Below are 23,516 nucleotides of genomic sequence, written 5' to 3' on the forward strand. Positions count from 1 at the left end.
TCTTTATTGTGCCTTACAAAACTTTGAATCATTCCCCGATTAACTCTATAATATTGGGTGTAAAGTCGTTTTTATTCCAATAAGAGCCAATATTATGGATTTAACGCTCAATACAGCAGCCGATATCGTCAAACTACTTTGCGACAGATTGCGTAAGGAACGGCTCGCGCAGCAAATGACGCAGGCAGATGTTGCCGCGCGTTCAGGTGTCGGTGTGAATACCGTTTCGAATCTGGAAGCAGGTAAAAATGTAGGATTTGAGAATCTGGTCAAAGTCGCGATGGTGTTAGGTTATGGTGACGCGCTCGAGGGCTTATTCAAACCCAGGATCGACAGTCTGGATGATATTTTGCGTTACGAGAAGAGCGCGGCACGTCAGCGGGTGAAAAGGAAAAATACTGATGCCTGAGCAAGTCGATATCTTTTATGAAGGCTGGGGTGAAAAATGGTTGTGGGGAAAACTGGTGTCTTCCTCAGCCCTGACCGGACGCCCGTTGATCGCCTTTGAATACAGTGAAGACGCTATACGTAAGGGGCTGGAGCTGTCCCGGCTAAGGTTACCACTGAACGGTCCTCGTTTACGCAGGGATTTCCCGGCTCATCAGTTGGGATTACCAGGACCCGTGTACGATTCGTTACCTGATGGTTGGGGTATGCTGTTGATGGATCGTTTATTTAAACGCCGTGGACTCAACGCAGCGCGCATAGGACCTCTGGAGAGATTAACCTGGGTCGGCAATAACGCAATGGGCGCCATGACGTTCCGGCCCGTTCAGTCAGATGCCGAGACGCTTTCAAAAGAGGATGTTCCTCTCGAACAACTGGCATCTGAGGTTCAGGAAGTCCTGAGCGGCGAAGGCGGGGAATTCTTGCAAAAACTGCTCCAGATGGGCGGTTCACCGCAAGGGGCCAGGCCAAAAGCGTTACTTTATCGTGACAGTGTCACGTCAAAGTTCACCACTGCGCCTCTCCCGGGGAGCGAAAGCTGGTTGATTAAATTTCCTGCCAGGCATGAGCATGCTGAGGTATGTGCCATCGAAGCGGTGTATGCTGAATGTTTGCGGCAATGTGGGATCACTACGCCTGATACCGCGTATTTTAATCTGCCTGACGGGCAGGCGGCATTTGCTACCCGCCGTTTCGACCGTGACCAGTCGGTCCGTATTCCTATGCAGAGCCTGGCGGCATTTACCGGTGCAAATTACCAGATACCCGGTGCTTTAGATTACCGGGATTTTCTGCGCGCCACACAGATTTGTACCAATGATGTCAGAGAAAAAGCGAAAGCGTTCGAACGCGTGGTTTTCAACGTGGCATTTAACAACCGCGATGACCATCCCAAAAACTTTGCCTATTTAATGTCAGCCGCAGGAAACTGGACTTTGGCTCCGGCTTACGACGTGACCTGGTGCGAAGGACCCGGCGGGTATCACCAAATGGACGTGCTGGGAGAAGCGCTGGATATCGAAAGAAAGCACCTGCAGCAGCTTGGCGTACAGGAAGCTGAGCTATCAGCTGAGCATGTGAACGCTATAATCGACAAGATCTGCCACCATGCAACAGCGCTAAGCGTTACAGCCAAAGACAAATACGCCGATCAGATAACACAAACTACGCTGAATACGATACAGAAACAGATTAATGATAATGTCCGCCGTTTAATGTCCCGGTAACGCAGATACAGCCGCTACACTTAGCGAAGAATTAAATCTGAGCGAGGCAACGTTATGGCTGAATTTGTCGTGAATATGCTGAAAAACACGCCAGTTTGGGTGTATCTGCTGTTTGCCTTTCTACTGTATCGAGGGATTAGAGCCAGAACACCCGCCACTGTCACGCTGGAAAAGCTGGCGCTGATCCCCGCTATTTTTTTAGTCTGGGATATCTACGATTTAATCACTTATCGCGACCCGACCCTCATTACGTATATTCAGTGGGCGATAGGTATCATCAGCGGCGCAATCATTGGCTACATATTAATTAACCCCGGCCGTTTGAGCCGCAGTAGCGCACCACGGAGTATTCACCGTCCGGCAGATTATTCCGCATTGCCATTTATGCTGCTGGCATTCGGCGTTAAGTACGTACTTGGCGTACTTAACGCCATTTCCCCCGACGTTTTACGTCAACCCGCAATGAGCGCCCTGGCTATCATTACTGGCGGCATGTTCGCCGGAGTTTTTGTGGGGAAATTTACCCGCTACGTGAGCGTCTGGCTCAGGCTTCCCGCTCAGAACAACCATTAACGTCCCCAACGATTGCGAATATAGGTCACAGCTTCCTGCGTTTGCGGTTGATTAAGATAATCTTCGCGAAACAGGATCGTGCCGTTAATGTACGGTTCGGTCTCGTTTAGATCGAGCTGCTTTTTCAGTTCCGGCACACCGCCTTTGACCGTCCAGTCTGGCTCTTTTCTCGATGGTTCACCAACTTTATACAGCGCGACACCAATGTAGAGGCGAGTGTTGGTTGATTTCACGACATCTGCCCACCATTTTGCCAGTACATCGTAGCGCGCTGCATCGCGGGCAAAAGGCCAGTAGAGTTGCGGTGCGATGTAATCCAACAAGCCTTGTTGCACCCAACGGCGGGTGTCGGCATAAGACTCATCATACGCTGCCGCCCCGCGCGTGTCTGAGCCCGCTGGATCGTGCGAACGGTTGCGCCATACGCCCGCAGGGCTAACGCCAAACTCGACTTCAGGCTTGAGTTTCTTGATGGTCTGCGATACCTGGGCAATTAACCTTTGCGTGTTATCGCGGCGCCAGTCAGCTTTGGAAGCGAATCCCTGGCCGTATCTTCTGAACGTCTGGCTGTCATTGAGCGCAGAGCCGGGAGACTCGGTATAGAAGTAATCATCAAACTGCACACCGTCAACCGGGTAATTCTCAACCACTTCCGCCACGATGCTGGTGATCCAGTCGCGCACTTCGGGAATACCGGGGTCTAACACAAAACGCTCGCCCGCGGTGCGGATCCAGTCCCGATGCAGAACGTATACGCTGGACGGTGTTTGTGAGAGCGTGCTGTTTAATTCAGTGACCGTCGAAGGTTTGGTGTTTACAGACACGCGATAGGGGTTAAGCCAGGCATGAACTTTCATTCCGCGCTTATGCGCTTCATCGAGCATAAACTGCAGCGGATCGTAACCTGGATCCTGGCCAATCGTGCCGGTCAGGGTATCTGACCACGGTAGAATCTTTGACTTCCACAATGCGGTCCCATCGGGCTTAACCTGGAAAAAAACGGTGTTAATACCCAGCCGTTTCAGGTTGTCCAGCTTATCCGTCAGCGCTTTTTGCTGCTGGCTGATGCGTACAGCAGGTGAACTGATGTTCACGGATGAGATCGGCGGCCAGTCAAGACGTGAAACCGTCGCCAGCCAGATCCCACGCACTGGTTCCTTGCTCTGCTGGGGTTTGCTCACCGGAGGTTGCGAAGTGGTTTTGGGGCCGGGCGGTTGTGAAGAGCAGCTGCCAAGTAACAACATACTGCCCACAAGTACAGCAAACCATTTCATGTTGGTCAGCGGTAGTCTGGCACGAGAACGGGCGAGAATCTTCGCCAGTTTTTTCTGATAATTTCCTGAAAAGAAACCGGATGCTGCCATCTGATTTTGCTCTTATTTCTTCTTATTGCGGCTGTTAGCCCAGGGATCGAAGGCCGGTTCGGGAGTGTGATTTGAGACCTGGTCATGTAGAGAGTCCAGGTACAGCGCTTCTACTTCTGCCCGTGCCCACGGCGTACGGCGCAGAAACTTCAGACTGGATTTAACGCTCGGTTCATTTTTAAAGCAGTTGATATTGATAAGTTGCGCCAGCTCAGCCCAACCATAACGTTCAACCAGGGCATTGACCTGCATTTCTAGCGTCACGCCATGTAAAGGGTCTTTAGAATTATGAGCATTCATATGAAGTCCAGTTCAGTGGTTCCAGATTTTGTCAGTAGTGAGACGGGAAGAAGGTTACAAGAAAGCAAAGCTGCCAGCAACGGCAGAAAGCGGTATGGCGCGACAAGCCGTACGTCATACCGGCAATGGATGGATCAATACTCTTTAAAAGCCAGTTCCAGACGGGCAATCAACGGTTTAAACAGATAACTCATCAGGGTTCGTTCACCGGTCTTGATCGTCACGCTGGCGGGCATTCCCGCTTTAATTTTGTAATCGCCCAGCAAACGCGCGCCCTCTGCTGAAACCTGTACTTCCGCAAGGTAGTAAGGCTGCTGAGTGGCTTCATCAATTAAGCGGTCCGCAGAGATAGTCAGAACCTGGGCCGGAACCGACGGTAACAGCGCATGGTTAAGGGCAGGGAACAGCACATCAACGGTTAAACCGGGGACCAGTTTATCAATGGCATGTACGGGTATTTTGGCATCAATTTGCATCGGTTGTCCGGCGGCGACGATATCCATCAAATGTTCTCCAGGCTGAATGACGCCGCCCACGGTACTGACTTTAACATCCAGCACAATACCGTTAATCGGTGAGCGGATCTCGGTGTTATCCAGCTCATGACGCGTTGATACCAATTCATCCTCCAGCATTGCCACTTCTTTTTGGTTTTCCGTCAGTTCAGACTCAACTTCACGTAAATATTGATGACGCACCTGGTAGGCTTTAATTTTTAATTCGTTCTGCTGCGATTTCAGTTTGGCAATGTTGAGAATATCTTCTGAAACGCTGCCAGATATTTCTGCTGCCTCGCGCTCCAGCACCAGTAATTGTGCTTTGGGGTAATAGTTTTTTTCGCTCAGCGCGCGAATAGCCCCTAACTCCCGGTTAATCAGAGAAAACTGGTGGTCGCGATAGCCTTTTATTTTATTGAGATTATCCGTCTGTCCAACCAGACCATCGAGCGTCTCCTGAATCATCAACAGTTCATCCTGAATCGTTTTGCGACGGGTATCGAAAAGTTTAGCCTGCAGATTTCTGACTTCTGATAGCCGTTTATTGCCAGAGAATTGCTGCGTCAGCGTAGTATTAAAGCGGATCACATCCAGGCCATCGCGTTCTGCTAACAGGCGATCTTCGATACTTTTTGCAGAAATATACTGGGCATTCAACGCGCTGAAACGCATTTCAAGCTGCATTTTATCCAACCGGACGAGGACCTGATTTTTCTTCACGAAGTCGCCTTCTTTGATAAAGATATCGGTTACCCGACCACCGCTCAGATGCTGAATGGTTTTGCGGTTACTCGATACGGTTACCGTACCATCGGCGACCACGCCCGCATCTAACGGAGCTTGCACTGCCCAGAGGATAAAACTACCGACACCAAGCACAATGACGATCACGCCCCGGATAATCGGTGACCAGATATTGGTATCTACGCCAGCAGAGGCCGTGTTGTGGGGATTCTTTTTCATCATCAAGCCTCACGTTGCTGTTCAGTCGTGGATGGAGAAGGCGTAGCCACCGGTTTCAGTACGTTGGCCTGACGCAAATGGGCAAAAACCTGATCGCGGGTACCAAACTCCTGTATAACGCCATCGTTAAGCAACAAAACCTTATTGACCACGCCGAGCAGCGTCGGGCGGTGTGAGATAATGACTGTGGTTTGTCCCTGGGTACGCAGGGCATTGATGGCTTTAACGAGTGCAAATTCGCCCGCGTCGTCAAGATTGGCATTCGGTTCATCAAGCACGATAAACGCAGGATTGTTATACACGGCGCGCGCCAGCCCGATGCGTTGCCGCTGCCCACCGGAGAGCTGGTATCCACCTGCGCCCAGCAGTGTGTCGTAACCTTGCGGCAAGCGCAGGATCATCTCATGAACGCCTGCCAGTAATGCGGCGGCGACGATAAGCTCACTGTCATTCTGCGCGAAGCGGGCAATGTTTTGTGCGATGGTACCGTCAAACAGTTCCACATCCTGCGGCAGATAGCCAATAGACGGGCCCAGCAGCGCTTTATCCCACTGGCATATATCTGCGCCATCTAATCTGACTTTCCCTGATAACGGTTTCCAGACACCAACCAGAACCTTTGCCAGCGAGGTTTTTCCTGAGGCTGAAGGACCGATAATCCCCAGCACTTCACCTTGCTCCAGCTGGAATGAGATATTACGCAGTAGCGGGGAAGGCTGGCCGGGGGCTGCAGCGAAGACGCTTTCGACGCTGATGTTGCCATTCGGACGCGGCAGGGTCAGTACCTCTTTCGGCGCCGGATACTCCTTCAGCAAGGTTGAGAGCTGATGCCACGCGCTACGAAACTGCACGAACTGCTTCCAGCTGCCAATGACTTGCTCTACCGGGTTGAGGACGCGGCCAAGAATGATCGAGGCGGCAATCATCAAGCCCGGGGTAATATGGCCGCCGATCACCAGTAAAGCCCCGGCGCCCAGCGCAATCGACTGCAGCAATACCCGCACAAAGCGGCTGAGACTGCTTAACCCGGCCGTTTTGTCGGCAATCTGTGTTTGTAGCGCCAGCACTTTGTTATGTTGCTCCTGCCAGTTGGACTTCAGGGTCGAAAGCATCCCCATCGCTTCAATGGCATCGGCGTTTTGCAGCTGTTTATTCAGTTTGCTGGCATTGTTAATGGTTAAGGCGTGCGCTTGCTGAATCGGGCGCTTGGTAGAGATTTCAGATACCAGCGTCAGAATAAATAATAATGTTATTCCGCCGAGAGAAAGATATCCCAGCAGGGGATGGACCAAAAAGGCGATGAAAAGATATATCGGCGTCCAGGGAATATCCAGTAAGGCGAACAGACTATTCCCGGAAAGAAACTGACGGATCTGATCCAGTTCGGCTAAAGATTGCGCCGGGTTGTTATCACCGGTAACCATCTTTCTTTTAAAGGCTGCGTTAAAGACCAACTGACTTAGCTTTATATCCAGCCTGTTGCCAAGCCTGACCATAACCTGCGCGCGGGCAGATTCAATCATGGCAATAACGATGTACAAGCCGACAATCAATAAGGTTAACATTAACAGCGTGGTGGTATTTTTACTGACCAGCACACGATCGTAAACCTGTAGCATATAAATTGCCGGCGCCAGCATAAGCATATTAATCACACAACTAAAAAACAGCAGCATCAGAAAAGTGGGTTTCGTTCCCTTTAATGCATCATTCAGTTCTGTTGGCGTATGCTGGCGCGACATAGTCTTCTCCTTATACGATCAATGAACTATTGCCATTGTTGCTGGCAAGGGTAGTGGGCATTTCCAGATAAAAGTCACCAATATTCACGGTGGTCGAATTGACGCCCACCAATGTGATGGTGTCTGTACCGATAGTCACAATGGTGTTGCCATTGTTTCCGGTGATAGACACGTTGCTGGCAAAATTACCCGCATTGATACCTAACAAGACGAGATCAAGGAAGTCCTGCCCGCCGTTGGGGTTACTGTCAAAACCGGTAATTCGGTCCTGCCCAAAGTTGGCCCCAAAGGCGAAGATGTCACTCCCGGTACCACCGTCCAGAATGTCGTTACCTTCCTGACCATTGAGAATATCGTCCCCGCTACCGCCGGAGAGGGTATCCGCGCCCGCACCGCCAATCATGACATCGTTGCCAACACCACCTTGCAAGTTATCAGCGCCATCTCCGCCATCGAGGAAGTCATTCCCGATACCACCAAACAACTGGTCGTTACCGCCCATACCAAACAAATAGTCGTTACCAGAACCGCCCGTAATGGTATTTGCAATGGCATTACCGGTACCGATAAAACTGCCGTTGCCGGTAAATACCAGTTCTTCCACGTTATCGGTGAGGTCGTAGCTGCTGAGGCTGGTTCGGACAACGTCCGTGCCGCCATTTACACCTTCGATAACCACATCACCGAAATCATCAACGATGTAGGTATCATCGCCCGCGCCGCCGGTCATACTGTCGGCACCAAGCCCGCCATCAAGCGTGTCGTTACCGGCATCACCTTGCAGAATATCTTGTCCCGCCTGACCAGAGAGATTGTCGTTTCCAGCACCGCCGATGAGCAGATCGTCACCTGCACCGCCAAGTAAGGTGTCATTACCGCCTTCACCGCGCAGGATATCGCTCCAGGCAGTACCGACGAGGGTGTTAGCCCCGTTGGTACCAACAATCAGATCGCCTACAGGCTGGGTGGTGGTCGACGTCAGGACAACAGGGGGGTTGCCTTCATCGTCGACGACGGTAACGACCACCTGCAACGTTCTGCCGACCATAGCCTGGCCCGGCGTATAGGTAGCGGATGTCGCACCGTTAATGTTGACGAATCCGGTTGGCGAACTCATTCTCCATTGATAAGTGAAATTACCGCCGCTCAGACCATCAGCGTCAGAAATGCCTGAAACCACCGCTGTCAGCGTCAGGCTTTCAGTTGGGGTGAGGTCGTTAATTACTGGCACACCGGTCGTGGCCTGATTGCGCGGGAGGATTGCCTGAGTTTGTGCCGACATCAGGGTTTCAGCGTCACCCATGCGGTCGTTAAAACTGGCGACCACACGCAACGGTGCGCCCTGAATAGCGCCAGGCACTCTGAACTCAACGCCTGTTGCCTGATCTCGCCATTGGCCGTTGACGAAAGCCTGCCAGGTCATAGTGATGGCCACATCCGCCGCCAGCCCGTTTCCATCCAGCAAGTTCGCCACGTTGACGCGCAGCAGGTCACCCACCGAAGGGTTAGGATTGCTGATGATCAGATCGCCCGTCGCTTGTTGCCCCGTCACCCACAGCTGCTTCCCATCGCCAAACTCCAGTTTTTCGATGTTCAACAGACGATCGATGCCATCATTCAGGTTCAGCGCGGCATCCGGCGTAGCGTGATCGACGCGCAGGCTACCGTCCGCCATACGGGTAAAGACATAGTTGCTGCTGACATCACGGTACACCGCGACGTCAGTTTCCGTGCCGTTACCTTCATGCAGAATTTCGCGCACAATCGACAGTTGATTCGGTTTCAGCGTGCCGGCCAGCATGTACGATTTCAGTTCGGCCATACTTTCGGCGCTGGTGAGTCCCGCCATACCCGTAACGGCAATACGAACATTGAGCCACGCATCACCATCAATGATATCGTTACCAGCTTTACCCATGATGCGGTCACTACCACCACCGCCGAGTAAAATATCGCTACCATCATCAGGATTCAGTAGCACCGCGTCCGGATTTGTAGAACGCTCTACGCCGAGAATAGCCTGTAGACCGTTGATCCGGTCCGCGCTTTCCTGGGTCAGGTTGTTAGAGAGGGGAACGCCCTGAACAGGCGCAGTACCTATCGGCTGTTCTGTTCCGGTCAGGATATCGTCGTGTTTCCAGCCCGACAGCCCTTCAACAAGATCAAAACGGTCGCGTAGAATAAACTCCTGCTGGTTGACGAAAATAGGGATCCCAAGGTCAGAGTTAGCGCCATTTGGGTCGCCTTTATGGATAGCCCAGTCGAAACCGGCCATGCCATTATTGCGCTGGATCCCCGCGCCCTGAACCATGATGTCGTCACCGGCTTCGCCATCGTAGTCGGTGTCGTTACCCTGACCGTTGAGGACATCGTGACCGATAATGGTACTGTTGAAGAACAACTCAGAGTTGTCACCCGCCAGCGTGTCAAACCCGTCGCCGCCTTCCAGCCAGTCATCGCCTTCGTTGCCCATCAGGAAATCACCACCCGAGCCGCCAAGCGCAAAGTCGTTATCCTGACCCGAGAAGACCTCCTGCGCATCTTCGCCGACCACCACGAAGTCGCTGCCGCTGCCACCAAAGACCAGATCGTTTCCGTTACCGGAGAAGATAACGTCATGTCCGGCATCGCCATGCAGGAAGTCCGCATCACCAACAGGCGTTCCGGTATCGGTAATAATGTCATCACCGTCACCGCCATGGACCACATCGGCTTCGTCACCGCCGTCCAGTCGGTCATCTCCGCCATCACCCCACAGGCTGTCAATCCCTTTACCGCCGATTAACGTATCGTTGCCTGCCGTCCCACCAAGCACCACATGCCCATCGCCGGTATATTTCAGATACCCACCATCGGCAAAACTATCGCCGTCAACATCCACCCCTGGGTCGCGACGCACCAACAACGGCGAGAGCAGATCCTTCAGTGGATTACCCCATTTTGGGTCGATTTCCGTTTGCAGCACGCGGTTCACTTCAAAAATATGGTCCGGTGTCTGGAACAGATTAGCGGGCAGGTGGGAGGAACCCTCATCACCAAGATCGCTGTTACGCATTACCAGCGCGGAAAACGAGTTGGCCTCCAGTTCATTGAGTAAGTTCAGCCCCTGAACGCGGCTCAGATAGTAGAAACGATCACCGTCCTGAAGCATTTCCATTTGTGTTTCAAAGACGAAGTTGAAGGTTGAGCCGAGCATGCCGCCAAATTCATTTTTGCGCTCAGCCAGCCCGCCAATCCAGAAATCGACCATATTCAGACCGGTCTCTTTGGTTGCCCACGCTCCGGTACTGTTAAAGAAATCCATCGCATCCGCAGGCGGGGAATTGTTAGCATCACCAAACAACAGGAAGTTAACCGCTGCGCGTTTACCTTCAAGGCTGGTAGCGCTGAGGATCAGTTCGTGCTGACCATAGGCGGCCATAAAGTTAATGATTGAAGCGGGATTTTTCAGGTAGGTAGTGAAGTCAGCCCAACTGGTATAAGGCTTCAGTTGGCTATCGCCGCTTAAAGCAAAAAACTGCTCGCGGGCCTGGTTCAGCGTCGGCATTGCGGTGTCACGGCCACGGGCTATATTAAGCGCGCCTAAATCCAGGGGCAGGCCGATGAGATTATTACGCAGAGCATCGGTAATAAATTCATCAATTTCATTACCCACCTGACGCGTCATACCACGCACGATTGCGCCAATAGCCTGATCGTCCGTAACGGTGGTCCCGTTGATTTGATTAAATGCTACCGGATTCAGGAATGCTGAAATCAGGTCAATATCACCGCTTTGCATATCAATGTCGGTACGCGCCACGGTTTCTGTCAGCATTGAATGCCCAAAACGGTAAACAACATGCGCAAATTCTGCAAAGATCAGCGGGTTGATATCCGCCGTGTTGGAGAAGACAAACGGATCGACGGCAGGTTGTACGGTACGGGCAAACTCCTCGAATACGAGGTGCTGATATTGCATTTCCGTGGAGAAGCGGCCTGCCTGGAATAAGTACTCACCGTTCCATACCAGAGTATTGGTATCGGCAGGTAATTCCGTGATTTGGTGGTTGGGCATCAACCACTGGTTAATGAGGTCGATATCGCCGGTTTCCAGCAGAGTGGTTTTATACTGCTCAACCAGGCGGTTATGCTCGCTGTGAAAAACGGCGTGCACCGCGGTTAAACCTATATTTTCGTTCCCGCGCCCGTCACCGGTGATAAAGTGGCGATCGAGCAGTTCGTTATCATAGGTTCCTGCCGGTTGCGGTCCTTCTCCGCCGATGGCGCTGTCATCATCTGCCAGCAGACCAGCTTTTGGCACGGCAGTATGAGCGATGTCATCCAGAAACGCATGACCGGTGCGGAACGTCTCCGCGGGTAACAGGCCTCCGTTGGCTTCAACCAGCCCCCCGGTGGTAACAATCTGTACCTTTCCGTTTTCACTTAAAATCAAATTACCGTAGCGATCCGTTGCCAGCAGGGGAACATTAAACACGTCCTGATCGGTGAGTTTAATGCCAAGCAGGGTTTCAGCCTGGTTTTTAACGTCAGCCCAGGTCGCCAGTCCACCGTTTGCACCACCCAATAAATTCCCGGTAGGCTCAGGTTTCCCATCAATAATGACGTATTCGCGGATGAAAATTTGATGTGAAGGATGGGAGGTGTAGGTTTGGTTTTGGTCGATGAAGGGGGTTGTCAGGTTTACTGTCTCTCGGTTTTCATCCACCGTTGCCCGGGTTAATAGCATAAAGTTTGTCGACGACCCTTCAACATATAAAGGGTCATCGGGCTGGAGCGGAATGAAAACGATACCGTTGCCTCCTTTCGGAATCAGATCCAGACCATGGTCGAAAAACTGGCCAAAGAAGGTCATCCAGCCGTTAAACGCAGGGGAGAGCCCAATATCGGGAGACTGATTGGGGATGGATAAGCTGCCATCCCCAGTAACAGTCCCGCCGCCGGGCGCATCTTTTAATGCGTTAAAAGCCTCAAGCGCGGCCGGGTTTGAGGCCGTCTGGTCTGAAATTAAATTGCTAATTATTCGTGGGTCGGCATCAATGACCGTACCGCCAATCTGGATATAGCTGGTCATTTGATCCGCATCCTGCCAGTTTAATGCGGTTAATCTCGGCATTGTCTGATCGGCAGAGCCGTATAATTCCTGACCTGGTAAAAGGTTATTCCATGAACCATCTACCGTGCGAAGTCCATAGGGCAAGAGTGGGCTGGAGACTAATTCCCGAAGCATTTCAGCATTAACGCTCCCGTCTGGGTTAGTTGCCGCTTCGGATATTTTGATCTGCTTAAGAATAAAAGCAAGATCGTGGAGGGTGACAGTAAAGTCATATTGTGAGGCCATAAGTCATTACCCCTATCTTTACTTGTATTGGCTATCACCACTCTTTTCTTCTGCTTACAAAAGCAGACAGAAGAATGAGTCGTATAAGATACCTGATGGTTATTACATGTTTTGACTCCATGTTTTAAAATATTGAAGATATCCACAACCGGGTTAGCGTTGTTCTCCAGTGTATTACTTAGTGAAAATAAGAGTCAGACCTTATTTATTCGATTTTGCGACCCGGAGTGGGACCGCGTACATATTAAGGGCACGCGGTTTTGAGAAGACTGAGTCTTCTCAAGGTCACAGGCGTCGTTTTTTTAACCTCGTATTACATTTTTGTTATGATCATAACTATGGTTTTTCCTTTGCCGACTTCACTCATACTTTTCTATGAATAAGAATGCATTTTCATTTCTTTACATTTCAAAAAATGTCATTTTGTTTTAATAAAAACAGTAACAATATCAGTTGATTAATGTATCGGGTGAGGTTTCTTGTTGTGGCTCTCGTAACCAGAATGATACAACTAATGAAGCGAGCCCCAGGAATAAAATAAAATAAAATACCGAATGAATTCCTGATGATAAGGCGAAAATCTCAGGTGTACTGGCTTTCCCATTCATCGCTCTTGCGGTAAAAGATGACATCAGGCTGATTGCGATCGAGGCTCCGGCGGCACCGGAGATTTGATACAACGTATTCCAGACAGATGTACCATCAGAATATAAAGATTTAGGCAAAGAACTCAAAGCCGCTGTTTGTACCGGCATGATAATGCACGTTACACCAAAGCATAACAACATAAACGCGGCGGCAATCGCCCATTGCTCTGCGAATCCATGAGTAATTATAAGGAATATCGTTGCACTCAATGCGAGGCACAGAGAACCAAGTACAATAAAAGGTCTCATCGCATAGCGGTTATAGAGGGCACCAATCAGCGGGGAAAAGAGAACATTCACGATGTTACCCGGCAGTAAAATCAGACCGGCCATAGCAGGTTGCATTACCAGGACATCAATAAAATAGATGGGCAATATAATCGCGGTGGCAAGTACGCTCATTATGCTCATCATCATGATAAGCGAGCCGACTGTAAATATCGGGCATGAGAATATTTTTGTGTTGATCAATGGATAACGAATTCTGGTTTGTCGCCAGAACAATGCGATAAGGCACAGAATTCCCATCAGGAAAACGCCCCAGAAGTGGACTGATGACGCAGGATTTTCAGACAACGCAGCCAACCCGCAGATGATGCCGCCAAACCCGATGGATGATAATAATAGCGATATCACATCAATGCGCGGATGAGTAATATCCCCAACATTTTCTGCTGCAACAATGGCCAGTAGTAATGCTGCGATATACATTGAAGCACATATAAAAAATATCGCCCGCCAGTTCAGCACGGTAATAATTAATCCTGATATTGTTGGTCCTAACGCGGGCGCCAGAGTAATAGAAACACCGACTATTCCCATTACTTTTCCACAATGATGCAACGGAAAAATAAGTAAGGCCGCGCTCATCAGCACGGGTAGCAGTATCGCGGTGCCAATAGCCTGAACAATACGCCCGGTCATTAACATCATCATGTTTTCTGAGACACCTGAAATCAGGCACCCCAGAAAAGAGAGTGAAATCGCAATGATGATTAATGACCGGGTACTGAACCACTTCATCAATATGATTGATGCCGGCATGAATACGGCCAGCGTCAATAAATACCCTGTAACCAACCATTGCGCAACGCCTGCAACCACGGAAAATTCATGCATCAATTGGGTTAATGCCATGTTTAGCGCTGTTTCACTGAATAATCCTGTAAATACGCCAAGCATCAGGGTACTCAACATCAGTACTGGTGAGTGCACTTCTTTTTCTGGTCTTCTTAATTTCATTGTTTTCACATTTATTCAGAAAGTCATCAATAGATATAAAATAACGCCATCCGAATACACGAATGGCGTGAAAGCAGGGTGAATTATTAATTCAATGTACGATCAAAATACTCTTTACTATAAGCCTGTGCGAAATGATACGATGCTTTACGCTCAGCTAGTCGGAAAAATTTCTCAATATCACTGGCCGCCAGCGTATTAAAAGATTTCGATTTTTTGGCAAGGCTATCAAATGCGCTTTGTGCAAGCGTTTCAACTTTTGCCAGGTCGTAACCACATAGTTTTCCGTGACGTTTACGAATAACGCCATCGGCAATGACAGTATCAACATCGTTGCTGTGGGTCATTTGTACGACACCGCCAGCATAATTCATCATCGGAACAAAACCTTCCCTATGGCGAATGATAATTAGATCTGCCTTCTTACCGACGCTCAGCGAGCCAATCTCATCAGCAAGCCCCATCACTTTTGCGCCCCCCATCGTTGCCCAGTAAAGCGCATCACGAACGGTCGGGGTGATCTCAAAAGGCATACTGTCACGCTGGTGAATTTGGTCATTCGCCAGAGCACGTTCAATTTGGAGTGCAATATTCATTTGTGTAAACAGATCATCAGTTGTAACGCCCGTGAGATCCGTGCCAAGACCGAAGGGGATATCATGTTCAACGCATGCCCGGTATGGTAAAAAACCCATGCCCATTTGCAGTTCGCTTGATGGCGTACTGACCACGTATCCGCCGGTTTGGGCAATCAGTTTCCAGTCCTCGCCTGTTAAACCATTACTGTGAGCGTGCAGATGGCCGGGGCGTAATAAACCATGATCATCCAACTCTCTCAAACCGCGTAACAGAATTGAGGTTTTGGCTGCACCAGTATGAGAAACACATTTGATTCCCAACTCATCAGTGAGCCTGATTTGTTGGGCCGAATGAGCAAACGGGACTGTGCCGAGGTCGGAAATCAACATCCCCATGCCAAGACGATCCTGTCTGTTGAATTGTGTACAGGATAGGTGCCTGGCCATGTCGAGACGATCCTCCTGAGATTTAAAACCGGACGGTTCAAAGTTATAGACCTGCATACCATAGGCATAGATGCCACGAATTCCGCTGTCCTTCATCCCCTGAATAGCATTAAAAGCATGGTCAGGCGTATTCACACAATCGTTAATTTCATAGACTGTTGTGGTACCTGCGTTAATAGCATTGATATTTCCTGATAATACTGCCGCATACATATTTGAGGCTGTAAATACCCCTCCAAACGCGTAGAATGTATTGATTAAAAAGGCAGGTAATGACTCTTCTGTAGAAACACCACGGAAAAGCGACATCCAGTTATGTCGATGTGCATCTACCATGCCCGGCATAACGATAGCGCCATGTGCGTCTATAAACTCAGCATCCTGATGATGATCAAAAGCATGTTCAGAGTGGCTAATTTCTTTGATGATATTCCCCTCAAGCAATACAGCTCCATTCTTAATATCACCAATATTCGCATCCATTGTAATATAAATACCACCACGAATAACTTTCTTGTGCAACTCCATTTTTCCTCCTGACTTATAAAAATAACCATAACAATAAAAACTCACATTACTTAAAACGAAGAGTTTTTATTGCAATAGATAATATGTGTGCTGGGTTTATATTCAGCAATGTAAAATGAAGGGAGTGGTTATCATGTATAAATACAGATAATCATCGTTAGTATTCGTAAAAACCACCTGCAGGAATATTTAAAGGTGAATGAATATCAGCCATCCTTTCAGCCATAAATCGACGAGGAGGTGTGCCGGTTGCTTTACGAAACATTGTGACAAAAGCTCCGGAGCTTTCATAACCCAGTTGATCCGCGATCACCTGTATCGATAGCCCTTGCGCCAGTAATGGCAATGCTTTCACAATGTGCATCTGACGGCGCCAGCGATTTATACTAAATCCCGTTTCTTTGGCAAAAAGCCGGGATAAGTTCCTTTCGCTCATATTCAACCGACAAGCCCATTGCGCAAGCGTTATCCGCTCAGAGGGTAATGACAGCATAGTATTTGCCAGCGCCAGCAAGCGTGTGTCAGTTGGCATAGGAAGATGAAGCCATTCCAACGGCGCTGCAATGATCTCATCTAACAGAACGGCTATCAGACGCGATGCCGCGCTCTCATGCGAATAATTTTGCGGCAGCGCGGCAGTTCGCTCAAGCAAGGCGCGCAGAAAGGGGGACACCGACATTGTGCAGCATGTTTCAGGTAAATTCTCCACCGTACCTGGCTCTATGAACACCACAAATCCACGAGGGTTTCCGCTACATTTTGCCCGATGCCTGAGTCCGCCAGGTATCCATACGGCCCCCTGAGGCGGGACGATCCACAAATCATGTTCAGTTTCTAAGGTGATAAGCCCGGTATCAGCAAATAAAAGTTCAGCTTTGTTATGACTGTGAAACGGCAATTCCCATTGTTCCGTCACCATACCGAGACCAATTACCACGACTGGCTGCACTAACTCTTCCACGTACGTTGGCTCAACCTTAAATATAAACATCAGTATTCCTTAGCAGAGAAGGGCGTTAGCTTTCTCTCTGGCCTCGTTTTCAGTGGCAACAATAAACATAGGATACCCCCAGAATCTTTCGAAGGTTACTGAAAAGCTTTCCAGTTCTGTGCGCTTAGTAGTCTCTGGAATGATATGAATATGGCCTTTAATCAGTTGGCCAATAGCAGCTTTATTGTCCTTCATCCAGGTAGTAATCTTGCGGCGTTCATTAACATCATCATTTTCTTTATTGCTTTCAGTCGGTAATCCGCTACAGATAAAAACAAAGGGCTGTTTTTTTTGTAAAAGTTTTGAAATTGCAATCAGAATGTCATTTGAGGACGCATCTGACTCTATTGAATAATCCATTCTGACGCGCGGGAAATCATCGGTGTTAATTTTCATGTTAGGTCCTGAAATGTTTCGTTAGTGATGATGTAATCATAGATACCTGCCACGACAAAATCATTAGAGAGAAGGGACAAAAAATTCTTCAGTCAAGCCAGAAATGTTGCTTTAGGTGCGTAGGGGAAGAGGAAAATCTGTGAATTCATCTGCTTTCACGCATTTAAGAAAAATTTTCTTAATCACACCAAAATCGCATTAACTCAATAAAAACAATAAGATATAAAGATTTTATGGTTTGTTTTTCTTACTTAAGATTGACTTGATATGATTTGAGAAAACAAAGGTTTTAATCTCTGGGATTATTCTTAAACTAGCAATCATCGTAGGGTTAATCCTACGGAGTCATAAGACATTACTGGCGTCGCTGTATCCCTCAATAAATACTCCGCTCTCAGCGGAGAGGGACTATTGAATTATTTATTACGATACCGATGTATTTATTAATTAAGGACAGACAATATGAAAATCAATAATCCTCATACCAGTTACATATTTGCAGCTGGTGGCCTTGCGTTATTGTTTGCGCAGATAGCGTATGCTGATTCAGCAAATACCATCACCTTTAAAGGCGAAGTGACCGAACAAACTTGCGAGGTCACGGTTAACGGTGTAAATGCACGACCGGTAGTATTACTGCCGTCGGTTGCGAAAAGCGATCTCGCGGCAGCAGCATCTTCAGCAGGCCTGACAACATTCACCCTCGGCGTTACTGGTTGTACTGTTGATTCTAATGCGTTGGATATTAAAACCGTCTTCGTTGCAAATAATATGACCGAGCGTGGAAACCTGGCTAATACGGGTACAGCGCAAAATGTTGAATTACAACTGCTGACCGATAGCGCGGGCACTACGCCGATTGATTTGCGTACTGGAACTCCAGTTGCAGGAATCACCGTTGCGGCCGGAAATACGTCCGGTGAGCACGACTTTGCCGTGCAGTATTTTAGCCCGAACGGTGGGGCAACCGCCGGGACAGTTGTCGGCACTGTGCAATACGCCATTTCCTATTTGTAAGCGAGATCTGCGTGATGAAAGGATTGGCTATTGGTTTAGCTGGAATGATGATGTGCTTCTGCGTGCAGGCAAGCATAGTGATGACTGGCAACCGGATAATCTATCCGGCAGACAGCCGGGAAGTCAGTGTGCAATTAACTAATCGCGGCGACGTCCCTGGTGTCGTTCAGGTTTGGCTTGATGATGGCGATGCACAATCAGTACCACAAACTGCGGCCGCTCCTTTTGTCACCACGCCACCGGTCTTTCGGATGGCGGCCCACGCGGGGCAAACTGTGCGGCTGCGTTACATCGGCAAACCCGTTGCACAGGACAGGGAATCGCTATGGTGGTTTAACTTCATTCAGATCCCGCCCATAAGTAAGGATGCGCAAAACGATAACCAGCTTCTGGTGCTGGTACGTAGTCGCGTAAAAGTATTGGTCAGACCCACAGGGCTGGTGGGTTCGCCGCTGGAGATGGCGAACACCAGCCGGGTCTGGCTGCAGAATGGCAAGCTGCATTTACGCAATAACAGTGGTTTCTATCTTGCGCTCTCGTCACTTGACGTCAGCGGTGCGGGAAAAAAACAGCGCATTCAGAGCGAAACGATCGCACCGTGGGCGACAATGTCGTGGCCTGCAAAAATTCCGCAATTGAACGACGCGCATATGCGCTGGATTAACGATCAGGGAGCCTCATTAAGCGGGCGCGTGGCATTGGAGAAACAGGACAATGTCCGAAACTAATCCACGCTGGTGGTGGCTTTTTTTGCCCGCTGCGATGCCTGTTTTTGCCAGCGATTACACCTTTGACGAAACATTGTTGCTTGGGAGTGGTTACGAAAAAAGCCTGGCAATGCTCAACGATCCGGATGCGGTGGTCGCGGGACGTTATAGCGTGGATATCTGGCTCAATGGACGGTATGTAGGGCGGGATGATGTGTTGTTTCGCCAGAATACAGCAGGGCGTACCGACCCCTGTCTTCCGGCGAAATTCTGGGATGAACAGGGCGTAACAGCAGCGTCGGAACAAGCGCAGGATTGCTTCGCCCCTGAAGCTCGGATCAGCGGTGGACGCTGGGATTTTGACCAGAGCTTATTGCGTCTGAATCTCAGCGTTCCTCAAGCGGCATTAAAACGTACCCCCATGGATTATGTACCTCCGTCGCAGTGGCAAAGCGGCGAGAGCGTGTTGTTCAGTAACTACAATCTGCACGCCTATCACAATAAAAATAACGGTCAGCAAAGTGATTACGGTTGGCTGGGACTGAGCAGCGGCTTCAACATGGGGAGTTGGCAATTTCGCCAACAGTCGTCTGCCAACTGGCGGCGCGATGGCGATCGAGAAAGCCAACGCTGGGATGCGCTGCAAACCTGGCTTCAACACCCTGTCGCATCTCTGGAAAGTTTACTGACGGTAGGCGAAAGCTACACCTCGGGAAATCTGCTTGGCAGTATGGCGTTTACAGGTGTCAAACTGGAAACCGATCAACGAATGTGGCCACAGTCGCGACGCGGCTACGCCCCAGAAATTCGTGGTACGGCATCTACACCTTCACGCGTTGTGGTCAAGCAGAATGGTCGAACGCTTTACGAAACCAGCGTACCACAAGGCCCTTTTGTACTTGATGATTTGCCGAATACAGCCTGGGACGGTGATTTACAAGTTGAAATCACCGGCGCCGATAACAAAAAGAGTAGCTATACCGTGCCATATGCCAGCGTACCTTTATCACTGCGTCCCGGCGTCTGGCGCTACGGTCTGGTGGCAGGTAAGACCCGGGATTACAGCGCCGCCGATGGTCTGTTTACCGATTTCACGCTTGAGCGCGGGATGACGAATCTCCTGACCGCTAATGGCGCTTTGCGGATCGGCGACGACTATCAGGCACTCCTGATGGGAGGCGTTCTGGCAACGTCGATGGGCGCTTTTGGTGTCGATGTTACCGGTTCGCGGGCCCGGATTGCTTCTCAAACCATGAGTGGCTGGCGGCTGCAAACCAACTGGAGCAAAACGTTCACTCCGATAGGAACTCACGTCGCGCTGGCGGGTTATCGCTATTCCACAGAAGGGTATCGTGACTACGGTGACGTTCTGGGTGAGCGAAGCGTCAGCGGAAGCAATGCGCAATGGCGCTCGGATACGCTGCGTCAAAAAAACCAGTTTACCGTTACGGTGAACCAAACGTTGAGCAGCTACGGAAACCTATGGCTGTCGGGATCAATGATGGATTACTACAGTGACCGTGGCAGCAGCACTCAGTTGCAGGCTGGGTATAACACCACCTTTGGACGAATGACGTTAGGTATGTCATTCAGCCGACAGGACACCTGGTGGCGTAACGGCGACCGTTCACAAGTGCAAAAAGAAAACATGGCAACGCTTACCCTCTCAATGCCTTTGGGTATAGGTGAACGTGAGCATACGCTGGCGCTGTCGGCGAGTCAGGCTCAACAGGCTGGGCGCAATGCGCAGTTGGCATTGTCTGGTGCGCTTGATCAGGATGAAACCCTTAATTACGCGCTGTCCACTGGCTGGCAACAGGGGCAAGGTGAGTCAAACAGCGTGACCGACTGGGGTGGTTCACTGCAAAAAAATACGGCTTTCGGCACGCTAAACGGCAGCGTCTCACAGTCACAAAACTATCAGCAATGGTCTGCAGGGGTACGCGGGGCGCTTGTTGTACATCGCCATGGCATTGTTGCCGGCCCGTGGGTTGGCGACACATTTGCCCTGGTGGAAGCGCCAGGCGCTGCGGGAGCCAGAGTCGGGGGCGGCCAAGGTGCAACTGTGAACAGTGGGGGTTATGCGCTGGTCCCCTCATTGACACCTTATCGCTTTAACAATGTGACTCTCGACGGTAGCGGAATGAACACCAACGCAGAGCTTCAGGAGAGTCAACGGCGCATTGCGCCAATGGCGGGGGCCGCAGTAAAACTGCGTTTTGCAACGCTCTCTGGCTATCCGTTACTCATCACTGTGAAGAGTGACGTGACGTTACCGATGGGAGCGGCAGTGACCGACGGTCGAGGTCGTGTAGTCGGGATGGTTGCCCAGGCGAACCAAGTATATGCCCGCGTTGAAGAAGAAGAGGGACTATTGATGCTGGAAAGCAGTGATTGTTCGTTGCCGTGGAAACTTAACCAACAACAACGTACAGAACCGTTAATTGCATTAACGGTAGCTTGCGTAACAAAAGGGCGCTCATGAGACTATTTTTTCTGGTTCTGGCGCTGTTTTCTTGTCAGATACAGGCCGCCTGTGAATACATTATTTATCCATATAAATCAGGAAGTAGTGGCGCACAAGGTACGCACAGGCTTAGTGCAAGTACGGACGGCATTGCCAATGACTGGCGCTCCGGCGGCGGCAACGATGCCTGGAACGGGCTATTGCCGGGATTGAGTAAGTCTGTCGATATCACCAGTGATAGCAGTTTTCAGCCGGCAGGGACGATCCTGACCTCCAGCGGCGGGATCCCTTTTACCACTTATGCTCATAAAGGCGGCGGTTACGATCCTGAGCAGGTATTTTTCCGTTGTACACCGGACACCGCCGGGCAACTCTATGAAGCCTGGTCAACTAACGGCGATGACACCGTGGCTGGCTGGTATGAAGCAACGGATGTACCTGGCGCGTATCTGACCATCATGAAAAACGTCGCATTACGCTTGACGCACGATGCGACAGGCAGCGTCTTTACCGACAGCTGGCAGCAACGCCCACTGGAAAACCTGGATCTTGACACCAATGGCAACTTCCTGATTAAGGCCAAGAACTTCTCGACGATAAGTGCCGAGTTGATTAAAACACTGGATACACGCTACTACGCCAACCAGGCGCAGTCTGCTACTTACAATAGTTATGTGAATCCCAATGCTTACGTGGTTTTTCGTGGGCCCGGTACAACTTCGTGGGGTATCAAGATAGGTCAGCCGCACCGTGGAGGAAACTGGGCTGGCTGGGCGAATGACTGGCCGTCAGTGATTAGCCTGTACAATAACGGGATCTTCGTCAAACGTGCAGCAATGTGTCAGGTTACCGATTTTACGCCCGTTGTGCATCTGCCGCCAATTTCCGTGGCCCAGCTCAAGCAGGGGGAGTATTCATCAGCGCCCTTCCAGATAGGATTTGCCTGCGAATCAACGGTGGTTTCCGGTGTTGCGACCGGGAAGAGCAATGTCGCAATGGGGCTGCTTGCACCGGAAAGCAGCGTCAACAGCGCCTGGGGTTTTAATTTGATTACTGGTAAAACCGTAACCTGGCTATTAGATACGCAATATGGCGCTCCCGGGCGGGCTCGCGGCGTTGGCGTGCGTGTTTACCGTGCGGGTAATCCGGTGAATTTTATGGCGGTATCAACTGTCGGCAGCGGTAGCGAAGGCGGCTGGATGCCAGTCATTGGCAGCAATACGCAGCAAAATGGCAGCCAGGATGGCATCAATTACTACAGCGAAAGCTTCGAAGCTCGTCTGGCAAGTTTTGGTGCAGATACGTTAACGGCGGGGGGCTACCAGTCACATGTACAAGTTTTATTGCGTATTCAGTAGCCTCTGGATGCTGGCATTTGGCCTACATGCGGCGGTTAACATCAGTACTACTCGGGTCATTTTCAACCACGGAGAGACTCAACGCTCGGTGATGTTAGTCAACGATGGTAATTATCCCGTGGTGGTTCAAAGTTGGGTAGATGACGGCACGCCAGAGAAAGGGCCATCACAAGCCAGTTCGCCTTTTATCGTGCTTCCCCCGGTGCTAAAAATTCTCCCCGGTGAACAACGCGAGATAAAGGTGATGACGACTGGGGCGGGGCTTGCCAACGATTATGAGTCGTTATTCTGGCTCAACGTGTACCAGGTTCCAGCGGAGTTGAAAAATAGCTCAACTGGTGAAAAAGTGCGCTTAACGTTAAGAAATCAGCTAAAAGTCCTATGGAGACCGAAAAACACAGGTGTGTTGACTGAAAAAAGCATCAATCTTCTGAGTTTTCACCATGAAAACGGGGGGATTTACGCTGTTAATCAGAGTTCCTGGAACATATCTCTGGCTAATGTAGCTTCAGGAGACTATTCCATAACTGGAATAGTGGTTTCACCGCGTTCCCGGCAGGTAATTTTTAAGTCAGCACCTCCTGAAATGCTGAATAATAAGATAAACTTTACTGTGATTAACGATGAAGGAAATCGTTGGGGATTTTCAACTGTCGTAAATTAACGCTGGCAGTGCTCGCTCTAG

At 50.0% G+C, this 23,516-nt stretch carries 17 protein-coding genes; 8 read left to right on the top strand and 9 right to left on the bottom strand.

Going from position 1 to position 23,516, the window contains the following annotated elements; all coding sequences use genetic code 11:
* Positions 1–94: 94 nt before the first annotated feature.
* The 3 genes from OGV71_RS17645 to OGV71_RS17655 are packed head-to-tail and all read left to right on the top strand — an operon-like array spanning position 95 to position 2,246.
* The gene (locus tag OGV71_RS17645; protein ID WP_003836258.1) at positions 95–409 is read left to right on the top strand and encodes a helix-turn-helix domain-containing protein; all 315 of its coding nucleotides are present in this window, start codon (positions 95–97) and stop codon (positions 407–409) included.
* Complete coding sequence (locus tag OGV71_RS17650; RefSeq protein ID WP_071667085.1) at positions 402–1,673, top strand: type II toxin-antitoxin system HipA family toxin; 1,272 nt, start codon at positions 402–404, stop codon at positions 1,671–1,673. Before OGV71_RS17645 ends, OGV71_RS17650 begins: the two co-directional genes overlap by 8 nt.
* A gap of 54 nt (positions 1,674–1,727) precedes the next feature.
* A complete protein-coding gene (locus tag OGV71_RS17655) occupies positions 1,728–2,246 on the top strand; it encodes a hypothetical protein (RefSeq protein ID WP_204583519.1) in 519 nt (172 codons plus the stop codon).
* Here the strand turns inward: OGV71_RS17655 and OGV71_RS17660 are convergent.
* The 9 genes from OGV71_RS17660 to OGV71_RS17700 form a co-directional block, all read right to left on the bottom strand.
* Positions 2,243–3,610, bottom strand: coding sequence for a glycoside hydrolase family 10-like protein (locus tag OGV71_RS17660; protein WP_086504088.1), 1,368 nt, complete (start codon positions 3,608–3,610; stop codon positions 2,243–2,245). The genes OGV71_RS17655 and OGV71_RS17660 overlap by 4 nt on opposite strands.
* A 12-nt stretch (positions 3,611–3,622) precedes the next feature.
* Positions 3,623–3,910: a VF530 family protein gene (locus OGV71_RS17665; RefSeq protein ID WP_110248478.1), complete on the bottom strand. Its 288-nt coding sequence runs from the start codon at positions 3,908–3,910 to the stop codon at positions 3,623–3,625.
* 134 nt (positions 3,911–4,044) lie between these two features.
* Positions 4,045–5,373 (bottom strand): HlyD family type I secretion periplasmic adaptor subunit, encoded by a 1,329-nt coding sequence (locus tag OGV71_RS17670; protein ID WP_204583521.1) that lies wholly within the window; start codon positions 5,371–5,373, stop codon positions 4,045–4,047.
* A complete protein-coding gene (locus tag OGV71_RS17675; protein WP_016150245.1) occupies positions 5,373–7,112 on the bottom strand; it encodes a type I secretion system permease/ATPase in 1,740 nt (579 codons plus the stop codon). Before OGV71_RS17675 ends, OGV71_RS17670 begins: the two co-directional genes overlap by 1 nt.
* Before the next feature lie 10 nt (positions 7,113–7,122).
* On the bottom strand, positions 7,123–12,453 hold the full coding sequence (locus tag OGV71_RS17680; RefSeq protein ID WP_204583523.1) for a peroxidase family protein: 5,331 nt from the start codon (positions 12,451–12,453) through the stop codon (positions 7,123–7,125).
* A 449-nt stretch (positions 12,454–12,902) separates the two neighbouring features.
* The gene (locus OGV71_RS17685) at positions 12,903–14,342 is read right to left on the bottom strand and encodes a DHA2 family efflux MFS transporter permease subunit (RefSeq protein WP_286533761.1); all 1,440 of its coding nucleotides are present in this window, start codon (positions 14,340–14,342) and stop codon (positions 12,903–12,905) included.
* A gap of 86 nt (positions 14,343–14,428) precedes the next feature.
* Positions 14,429–15,895, bottom strand: a complete 1,467-nt coding sequence (locus tag OGV71_RS17690) for an amidohydrolase family protein (RefSeq protein ID WP_086504085.1) — start codon at positions 15,893–15,895, stop codon at positions 14,429–14,431.
* Positions 15,896–16,052: 157 nt separating this feature from the next.
* Positions 16,053–16,886: an AraC family transcriptional regulator gene (locus OGV71_RS17695; RefSeq protein WP_003019952.1), complete on the bottom strand. Its 834-nt coding sequence runs from the start codon at positions 16,884–16,886 to the stop codon at positions 16,053–16,055.
* Positions 16,887–16,895: 9 nt separating this feature from the next.
* Positions 16,896–17,282, bottom strand: a complete 387-nt coding sequence (locus OGV71_RS17700) for a hypothetical protein (RefSeq protein WP_003019950.1) — start codon at positions 17,280–17,282, stop codon at positions 16,896–16,898.
* A gap of 462 nt (positions 17,283–17,744) precedes the next feature.
* On the opposite strand from OGV71_RS17700, the gene OGV71_RS17705 reads away from it, so the two are divergent.
* Genes OGV71_RS17705 through OGV71_RS17725 form a run of 5 tightly spaced genes read left to right on the top strand, consistent with a single transcriptional unit; the run spans position 17,745 to position 23,495 of the window.
* A complete protein-coding gene (locus tag OGV71_RS17705; RefSeq protein WP_003019947.1) occupies positions 17,745–18,299 on the top strand; it encodes a fimbrial protein in 555 nt (184 codons plus the stop codon).
* Positions 18,300–18,313: 14 nt separating this feature from the next.
* Positions 18,314–19,027 carry a fimbrial biogenesis chaperone gene (locus tag OGV71_RS17710; RefSeq protein ID WP_234400798.1) on the top strand — a complete coding sequence of 238 codons (714 nt, stop codon included), beginning with the start codon at positions 18,314–18,316 and terminating at the stop codon, positions 19,025–19,027.
* Positions 19,014–21,491, top strand: a complete 2,478-nt coding sequence (locus OGV71_RS17715) for a fimbria/pilus outer membrane usher protein (RefSeq protein ID WP_286533763.1) — start codon at positions 19,014–19,016, stop codon at positions 21,489–21,491. The genes OGV71_RS17710 and OGV71_RS17715 overlap by 14 nt, the downstream gene beginning before the upstream one ends.
* A complete protein-coding gene (locus OGV71_RS17720) occupies positions 21,488–22,831 on the top strand; it encodes a fimbrial protein (protein WP_286533766.1) in 1,344 nt (447 codons plus the stop codon). Before OGV71_RS17715 ends, OGV71_RS17720 begins: the two co-directional genes overlap by 4 nt.
* A 7-nt stretch (positions 22,832–22,838) precedes the next feature.
* Positions 22,839–23,495 carry a fimbrial biogenesis chaperone gene (locus tag OGV71_RS17725; protein ID WP_032949285.1) on the top strand — a complete coding sequence of 219 codons (657 nt, stop codon included), beginning with the start codon at positions 22,839–22,841 and terminating at the stop codon, positions 23,493–23,495.
* Positions 23,496–23,516 lie beyond the last annotated feature (21 nt).

The organism is Citrobacter sp. Cf088 (assembly GCF_030334295.1).
Taxonomy (GTDB): Bacteria; Pseudomonadota; Gammaproteobacteria; order Enterobacterales; family Enterobacteriaceae; genus Citrobacter; species Citrobacter freundii.